This window comes from Vibrio sp. V42_P2S4T144, assembly GCF_009904715.1.
Taxonomy (GTDB): domain Bacteria; phylum Pseudomonadota; class Gammaproteobacteria; order Enterobacterales; family Vibrionaceae; genus Vibrio; species Vibrio alginolyticus.
Genome location: NZ_WXWS01000111.1, coordinates 1 through 7,368, shown reverse-complemented (window position 1 = coordinate 7,368; position 7,368 = coordinate 1). Strand labels below are relative to the sequence as shown.

5 protein-coding genes and 1 pseudogene are annotated in these 7,368 nt (G+C 47.8%); 4 read left to right on the top strand and 2 right to left on the bottom strand.

Going from position 1 to position 7,368, the window contains the following annotated elements:
* Window positions 1-349: 349 nt before the first annotated feature.
* From pdhA to CAG68_RS03765, 3 genes are read left to right on the top strand one after another with little or no spacing between them, the layout of a single operon-like run.
* On the top strand, window positions 350-1,444 hold the full coding sequence (gene pdhA / locus CAG68_RS03775; protein ID WP_104980762.1) for a pyruvate dehydrogenase (acetyl-transferring) E1 component subunit alpha: 1,095 nt from the start codon (window positions 350-352) through the stop codon (window positions 1,442-1,444).
* Complete coding sequence (locus CAG68_RS03770) at window positions 1,437-2,420, top strand: alpha-ketoacid dehydrogenase subunit beta (RefSeq protein WP_017634235.1); 984 nt, start codon at window positions 1,437-1,439, stop codon at window positions 2,418-2,420. Before pdhA ends, CAG68_RS03770 begins: the two co-directional genes overlap by 8 nt.
* Window positions 2,417-3,565, top strand: coding sequence for a dihydrolipoamide acetyltransferase family protein (locus CAG68_RS03765; RefSeq protein WP_161440803.1), 1,149 nt, complete (start codon window positions 2,417-2,419; stop codon window positions 3,563-3,565). Before CAG68_RS03770 ends, CAG68_RS03765 begins: the two co-directional genes overlap by 4 nt.
* 67 nt (window positions 3,566-3,632) lie before the next feature.
* On the opposite strand, the gene CAG68_RS03760 is transcribed toward CAG68_RS03765, so the two are convergent.
* Entirely contained in the window at window positions 3,633-4,598 is a 966-nt protein-coding gene (locus tag CAG68_RS03760) for an electron transfer flavoprotein subunit alpha/FixB family protein (protein WP_161440802.1), read from the bottom strand.
* Between the two features lie 137 nt (window positions 4,599-4,735).
* Here CAG68_RS03760 and CAG68_RS03755 point away from each other — a divergent pair.
* Window positions 4,736-6,402: pseudogene (locus CAG68_RS03755) on the top strand (electron transfer flavoprotein-ubiquinone oxidoreductase).
* Window positions 6,403-6,461: 59 nt separating this feature from the next.
* Here the strand turns inward: CAG68_RS03755 and CAG68_RS03750 are convergent.
* On the bottom strand, window positions 6,462-7,346 hold the full coding sequence (locus tag CAG68_RS03750; protein ID WP_005388553.1) for a LysR family transcriptional regulator: 885 nt from the start codon (window positions 7,344-7,346) through the stop codon (window positions 6,462-6,464).
* Between the last annotated feature and the right edge of the window lie 22 nt (window positions 7,347-7,368).

Here is a 7,368-nt window from a genome sequence, read left to right as displayed (position 1 = left end):
GCATATTACTCTGCAAAATCAGGGTGTAAGCAAAACTTTACTACTGATCGAAAGTCAAAATGAAGCATAATTTAACAATTTGTTTACACTTATTGTATCTGGCTATACCACGATTTAGTTAGAGGGTTAGATACAGAAAAGCCTTTCTCTGTATCTTGCGGTGAAATAGTCGCAGCGATGTTATCGACAAATAGTTTAAGGGACGAACAGATGCCTACCGCTATCGAAAGCACACGCAACCTTAGGTATGGCCTTTGCGCTGATATCAGAGTTTGAGTACCCATACAAACTCTGGTTTTGTATGAACAGCTGCAGTCCAAAAGACCCGCAGCGTCAAAAGGAGCTTGAGATGAACGTTCAGGCATTACCCATGCATCGGTTTATCGACCATCGTGGGGACCTAGTCGGCCAACTACCCAACTGGGCTGACACTGAAACATTGGTCGGGTTTTACCGAGATATGGTATTAACTCGCACTTACGACAACAAAGCAGTTGCCTTGCAACGCACCGGTAAGCTAGGGACCTATCCCTCACACTTAGGCGCGGAAGCCATAGGCATTGCGGTCGGCAGAGCACTTAAAGCCGATGATGTGTTTGTTCCTTACTACCGCGATATGCCTGCGATGTGGTGTCGTGGCATTGGCATGGAAAAGAACCTTCAATACTGGGGTGGCGATGAGCGCGGGAGTGATTTTGCTCCTGAAGGCAGTCCGGTTCCTAGCCGAGACCTTCCCTACTGTGTACCCATAGCGACGCAATGTACGCATGCTGTCGGGGTGGCTTCCGCGCTAAAAATTCAAGGTAACCATGAAGCTGCGCTAGTCATGTGCGGCGATGGTGGTACATCCAAAGGGGACTTTCTTGAGTCAATAAACTGCGCAGGTACTTGGAATATTCCACTTGTTTTCGTCGTAAACAATAACCAGTGGGCAATTTCAGTGCCGCGTAGTCTACAATGTGCCGCCGATTTCTTATCAGCAAAAGCGCAAGGTGCAGGTATACCGGGTATTACTGTCGATGGTAACGATGTCGTCGCCGTTTATGATGCAACTAAAACCGCCCTTGAGAGAGCAAGAAAAGGGAAAGGCGCAACACTCATCGAAGCGGTGAGTTACCGACTGAGTGACCACACTACGGCCGATGATGCGACTCGTTATCGTAAAGAAGATGATGTTCAAACCGCATGGCAATACGAACCTATCGCACGTCTTAAAACGTATCTCCTTAATCAAGGCGCTTGGAGCGACGAACAAGAACAGCAATGGCTAGATTACTGTAAAGAGCAAGTAGAGTTAGCTGTTGAACGCTATCTGAGCTTACCGCCACAAGCACCAGAAACCGGTTTCGATTATTTGTATGAATCGCTACCTCAAGAGCTTCATGCACAAAGAGATGAACTCATCAACAAGGCAATGAGAATGCAGGGAGGCAGACATGGCTGAGCTAACGTTGGTTGAAGCAGTAAACCTTGCCCTGCACCACGAAATGCAACAAGACCCCAATGTTGTCGTATTAGGTGAAGACGTGGGCGATAATGGTGGTGTATTTCGTGCCACTGTTGGACTCAAGCAAGAGTTTGGTCTTAAACGAGTCATCGATACGCCACTCGCTGAAGCCTTAATCGGCGGGGTTGCGGTCGGTATGGCAACGCAAGGATTACGACCTGTCGCCGAATTTCAGTTTCAAGGTTTCGTTTTTCCTGCGATGGAGCACTTAATGTGCCACGCGGCTCGAATGCGTAACAGAACTCGCGGTCGGCTCACTTGTCCCGCGGTTTTTCGTGCGCCATTTGGCGGCGGTATCCACGCTCCGGAACACCACTCAGAAAGCGTGGAAGCGCTATTTGCTCACACTGCTGGATTTAAAGTAGTGATTCCTTCTTCTCCACAACGCGCATACGGCTTACTTCTCGCTGCAATTAGAAGCAATGATCCCGTCATGTTCTTCGAACCGAAGCGCATATATCGCACAGTTAAATCTGAAGTCGTTGATAACGGCGAAGCACTCCCACTCGACACCTGCTTCACCTTGCGTAAGGGGCGAGATATCACGCTCGTTACTTGGGGCGCATGCGTCGTAGAGTCACTTCAGGCCGCGCAAACCTTGTCTAGTCAGGGGATTGAAGTCGAGGTGATTGATTTGGCGAGTATTAAGCCAATTGATACCGCGACGATTTTCAGCTCACTAGAAAAAACTGGACGTTTACTCGTTGTTCATGAAGCGAGTAAAACTTGTGGTGTGGGCTCTGAGCTATTAGCTCGAACCGCTGAACATGCCATGTGCTTACTTAAAGCCCCACCTAAACGAGTAACTGGAATGGACACCATTATGCCTTATTACCGTAACGAAGATTATTTCATGGTTCAGGAAGAAGACATTGTGACCGCGGCGCGCGAACTCGTGGAGGATTGGAAATGAAGACGTTTAACTTACCCGATCTCGGCGAAGGCCTCGCTGAATCAGAAATTGTAAAATGGCACGTTAATGTCGGAGACATGGTTAAATTAGATCAAGTGATCTTAACCGTAGAGACAGCAAAAGCGACGGTCGACGTCCCTGCCCCCTACTCGGGCCGTGTGGTCAGCCGTCATGGTGAGGAAGGTGAAATCGTCAATATTGGTGCATTACTGCTAGAGATTGATGAAACAGGTGCCGGGAGAGAAGTAACGACAGAGAAAAAAGCCACTGCTGACGCCGCAACCGTCGTCGGCAGCGTTTCTCACCAAGCGCATCATGTAAACGTTGATGATTTCTGGATAGGTGGCAACCACAACACGACAGAAAGTAACCTCGTTACCGCCCTGCCTTCGGCTCGCTTGTTGGCACAAAAACTTGGGGTAGATCTTAACCTCGTGTCAGGTAGTGGCCCGAACGGACTTATCGTTGATGCCGATATTTACGACGAAGCCGGAAAACAGCGTCCAGGCACCGAAGTTTTGAAAGGCGCTCGACGTACCATGGTATCGTCTATGACCGAGTCGCACGAACATGTTGCCGCCGTAACCATTACGGAAGAAGCGTTGTTGGAAGATTGGCTGCCAAACGAAGATATCAGTATCCGCCTTGTTCAAGCGATTGTTCATGCGTGTCAAGAAGAGCCTGCTTTAAACGCTTGGTTTGATGCCGAAACCATGACACGCTGTGTACACACAACGGTCAATGTAGGAATTGCAGTAGATAGCCGTCATGGATTGTACGTACCAGTCTTGCGCCACGCAGATGAATACGAGCCACAAGATGTTCGTCGTTGGCTCGATCAAACCGTTGAAGGGATCAGAGAGAGAAAAATCGGTCGTGAGCAATTGCAGCACGCGACGATTACGCTTTCCAACTTCGGCGCGATTGCCGGTATTTACGCAACACCTGTCGTCACACCGCCACAAGTCGCTATTGTAGGCGCGGGCCGAATACTCGACCGAGTTGTGATAAGAAATGGTCAGGCAATTTCGGTGAAAGCAATGCCGCTATCCGTAACGTTTGATCATCGCGCTTGTACTGGTGGTGAAGCTGCAAGGTTTACGAAAGTACTTGCAGAGCACCTGCAACGTCCGAGCGAAAAGTAACTTATTAAAATCAAATGATAAAGGCTTCCAATTTGGAAGCCTTTTGTTTTAGGGAACAAGACTATATCTACAGCTTCTCTAACAGCTCAGGCATTACCACAAACAAATCGCCGACCAATCCATAATCTGCAATGTCAAAAATAGGCGCATCAGGATCGCTATTAATTGCAACAATCACCTTGGAATCTTTCATTCCCGCCAAATGCTGGATCGCGCCAGAAATTCCGACGGCAATGTATAACTCCGGTGCAACAATTTTGCCGGTTTGCCCGACTTGATGGTCATTAGACACATAGCCCGCATCGACCGCCGCTCGTGACGCCCCTACCGCTCCACCTAGCTTGTCAGCCAATTGTTCTACTAAAACAAACTTCTCTTTACTCCCGAATGCACGCCCCCCCGACACCACTACTCTAGCCACTGGCAATTCTGGTCGCTCACTTTCTGGCGTTTGTTGCGAAACAAACTCACTAAGTTTATTGATAATCACCGTGTCGACTTGAGTAAGCTTAGGGACAACTGGCGTGTCAGATAGCTCTGCGGCATCAAAAGCCGTACTTCTTATGGTCATCACTTTATAGGGATCATTCGACGTGACTCTCGCCAATGCATTTCCAGCATAAATTGGACGAATCACCGTATCGATAGACTCGATTGTCATCACGTCAGAAAGTTGACCAACATTAAGCAACGCCGCCACACGAGGCATCACATTCTTACCAAATGTACTGGCAGGAGAAAGAATGTGTGAGTAGTTTTTGGCTACTTGTGAGATCAAAGGTGCGATATTTTCCGCTAAGCCATGTTCATATCCCTTCGCATCAACCCAGATAATTTCTGCAACACCTTGAACACAATTCAACTCATCCAAAACTGATTGGCACTGATAACCAATAAGCAACACAGAAACAGGAAGCGATTTATCATCATCCTTAATCTCAAATGCCGCTTTAATTGCACACAGCGTCCCTACAGCCAACGATTGGTTGTCATGCTCTGCGAGCACAAGTGTTGCTAATGGTCGGTCTTCCATGGTCATGCCTCATATAACACGTCAGCTCCATTACTTGAGCTTAGTCCACTTCACGTTAACGTCAACTGAGCTATAGTTTTCTGTATAGAAACCAAAACCTGTCACGCAGATGACGATAATAGAAAGGAAGCATAAAGATGGAACGAGAATGCATGGAGTTTGATGTCGTGATCGTGGGGGCCGGACCCGCAGGCTTAAGCGCCGCTTGTCGGCTAGCTCAACTCAACCAAGACAGTGAAGGTGACGCACTTTCAATTTGCGTTGTAGAAAAAGGCTCAGAAGTGGGCGCACATATTTTATCTGGCGCTGTTTTTGAAACTAGTGCCTTAGATGAGCTTTTCCCCGACTGGAAAGAAATGGAGGCCCCGCTAGCAGCCTCGGTTCAACGAGATAATTTCCTTTATCTTACTACTGAACAAAACCATATTCGAGTTCCTCACATCCTTACACCGCGTCCAATGATAAATGGCGAGAATAATTACGTAATTAGCCTTGCCAACCTTTGCCGTTGGCTCGCTAACCAAGCAGAAAATCTTGGGGTGGAAGTTTTTCCGGGCTTTGCCGCTGCAAGCATCAATTATGATCAGACTGGCGCCGTGACAGGCATTAACACGAGCGATATGGGACTAGATAAGAACGGCCAGGCCAAACCTAACTTTGAACCAGGTATCGAGCTAAGGGCAAAATACACCCTTTTTGCTGAAGGTTGTCGCGGACATCTGGGTAAAGAACTTATTCAAAGGTTCGACCTAGACGCAGGAAAGCAACCACAGCACTACGCGCTTGGCCTAAAAGAGATATGGGAGTTACCCACTGACAGTAAGGATGTATCTGGCAGTGTTATCCATTCCGCTGGCTGGCCCTTGAGTGAAACAAATACCACAGGCGGCGGTTTTCTCTATCACATGGAGAACAACCAAATCGCCGTCGGGCTTATTGTCGACTTGAATTACAGCAATCCTTACTTGAGTCCGTTTGACGAATTTCAACGCTTTAAGCACCATCCTGCTATTGAAACACATTTGAAAGGTGCTCAGCGCATCGCTTACGGCGCAAGAGCCATTGCGAAAGGTGGGCTTTCCTCTCTGCCGAGACAGCAATTCCCTGGCGGTTTATTGATTGGTTGTGATGCGGGGACTTTGAACGTCGCAAAAATTAAAGGCAGCCACACAGCAATGAAATCCGGAATCATTGCAGCAGAAGCGGTACATACGGCCCGACAAACTGGAGCTTCTGAGCCAGACTACCAGTCGTTGTTTGAATCATCATGGTTGTATGACGAACTCGCCGAAACGCGTAACTTTGGCGCGAACATTCATAAGTTTGGCAGCATACTTGGTGGTGCTCTTTCGACTTTTGAACACAACCTGTGGCAACCACTGGTTAAGAAGCCGTTACCTTGGTCTATCAAGGACTATTCGCACGATCATGAGCAGTTAAAACCTAAACAAGAGTGCCACCCAATTGCATACCCAAAACCAGATGGTGAAATCAGTTTTGATAAGCCTTCGTCGGTATTTTTGTCGGGAACACAGCACGAAGAGAATCAACCTTGTCACCTTGTTCTGACTTACCCTCACATTCCAATTGATGTGAATTTAGGTATGTATGACGAACCAAGTCAGCGCTATTGCCCCGCTGGGGTTTATGAAGTGGTGGAAGTGAACAATAAGTTGAAGTTTCAGATAAATGCCGCCAACTGTGTGCATTGCATTGCAAAACCTGTGACATCAAAGATCCTTCACAAAACATCACATGGAAAGCACCAGAAGGCGGCGGTGGACCGAGCTATCAAAACATGTAGATACGTTAGTATGTTGACGATCTAACAAATGGATAAACAAACCGATTGGCAGAGCCTCATTACTCCTGCCAATCGGCAAAATGATCAAGCAAGAAGTCGATTGCCAATCGCGCTCGTAGTGGCAGAAAGTGACGATTCTGATAAACAATCCAGCTGCTGTTGCCACTTCCCCAATAGGGCTCTAGGATTGGCACCAAACGACCAGACGAAATAGCATCGTTGAAACTGCTCTTCGGTAAGTACGCCACACCTAATCCTTCTGCACAGGCTTGCAAGACCGTGTGTGCGTTATTGCTCTTCCATCTGCCCTGCACTTTTACGCCATCTAAAGGCTTGCCGTCTTTTTCAAACAACCAAACGTCTTTGTTGGCAATAATGCAGCTATGACGCTTGAGTTGCTCGGGGTGCGTTGGCAAACCATGTTCATCGAGATAACGCTGACTGGCTGCCGCTGCCATGGGACGATCCACCAGCTTTCTCGCAACCAAGCCTGAATCACTCAACCTTCCGTAACGAATAGCGAAATCGAAGCCATCTTCAATAAAGTTGACCATGCTGGTGTTGAAGTTGATTTCTACCGTGAGATTAGGATGTTGCTTGGCAAACGCCATCAAGGCAGGCGCTACATGGTTCTCAGAAAACGCACCAGCGGCGCTCACGCGTAACGTACCACTCAGTTGAGTTTGCTGCGTGGTGAGCTGTTCATTCGCTTGCTGAAGCCCAATCACCAACTCTTTACACTGCTGATAATACGCTTGCCCTGCTTCCGTTAGACTCACCATTCTTGTCGAACGGGCTAACAAGGCGACACCTAATCGCTCTTCTAACCTTGTGACTTGACGACTGACATGACTGGTACTGCAACCTAACTGTTTTGCCGCTGCAGAAAAACCTAAGCTCTCAGCAACCGTAACAAACTCATTGATACCTTCAAAACTGTCCATACTTACCTTTGCTATATAGCAA

Bases quoted from the DNA above. Each gene is read 5' to 3' on its own strand.
- pdhA (WP_104980762.1), top strand. From the start codon at position 350: ATGAACGTTCAGGCATTACCCATGCATCGGTTTATCGACCATCGTGGG.
- CAG68_RS03770 (WP_017634235.1), top strand. From the start codon at position 1,437: ATGGCTGAGCTAACGTTGGTTGAAGCAGTAAACCTTGCCCTGCACCAC.
- CAG68_RS03765 (WP_161440803.1), top strand. From the start codon at position 2,417: ATGAAGACGTTTAACTTACCCGATCTCGGCGAAGGCCTCGCTGAATCA.
- CAG68_RS03760 (WP_161440802.1), bottom strand. From the start codon at position 4,598: ATGGAAGACCGACCATTAGCAACACTTGTGCTCGCAGAGCATGACAAC.
- CAG68_RS03750 (WP_005388553.1), bottom strand. From the start codon at position 7,346: ATGGACAGTTTTGAAGGTATCAATGAGTTTGTTACGGTTGCTGAGAGC.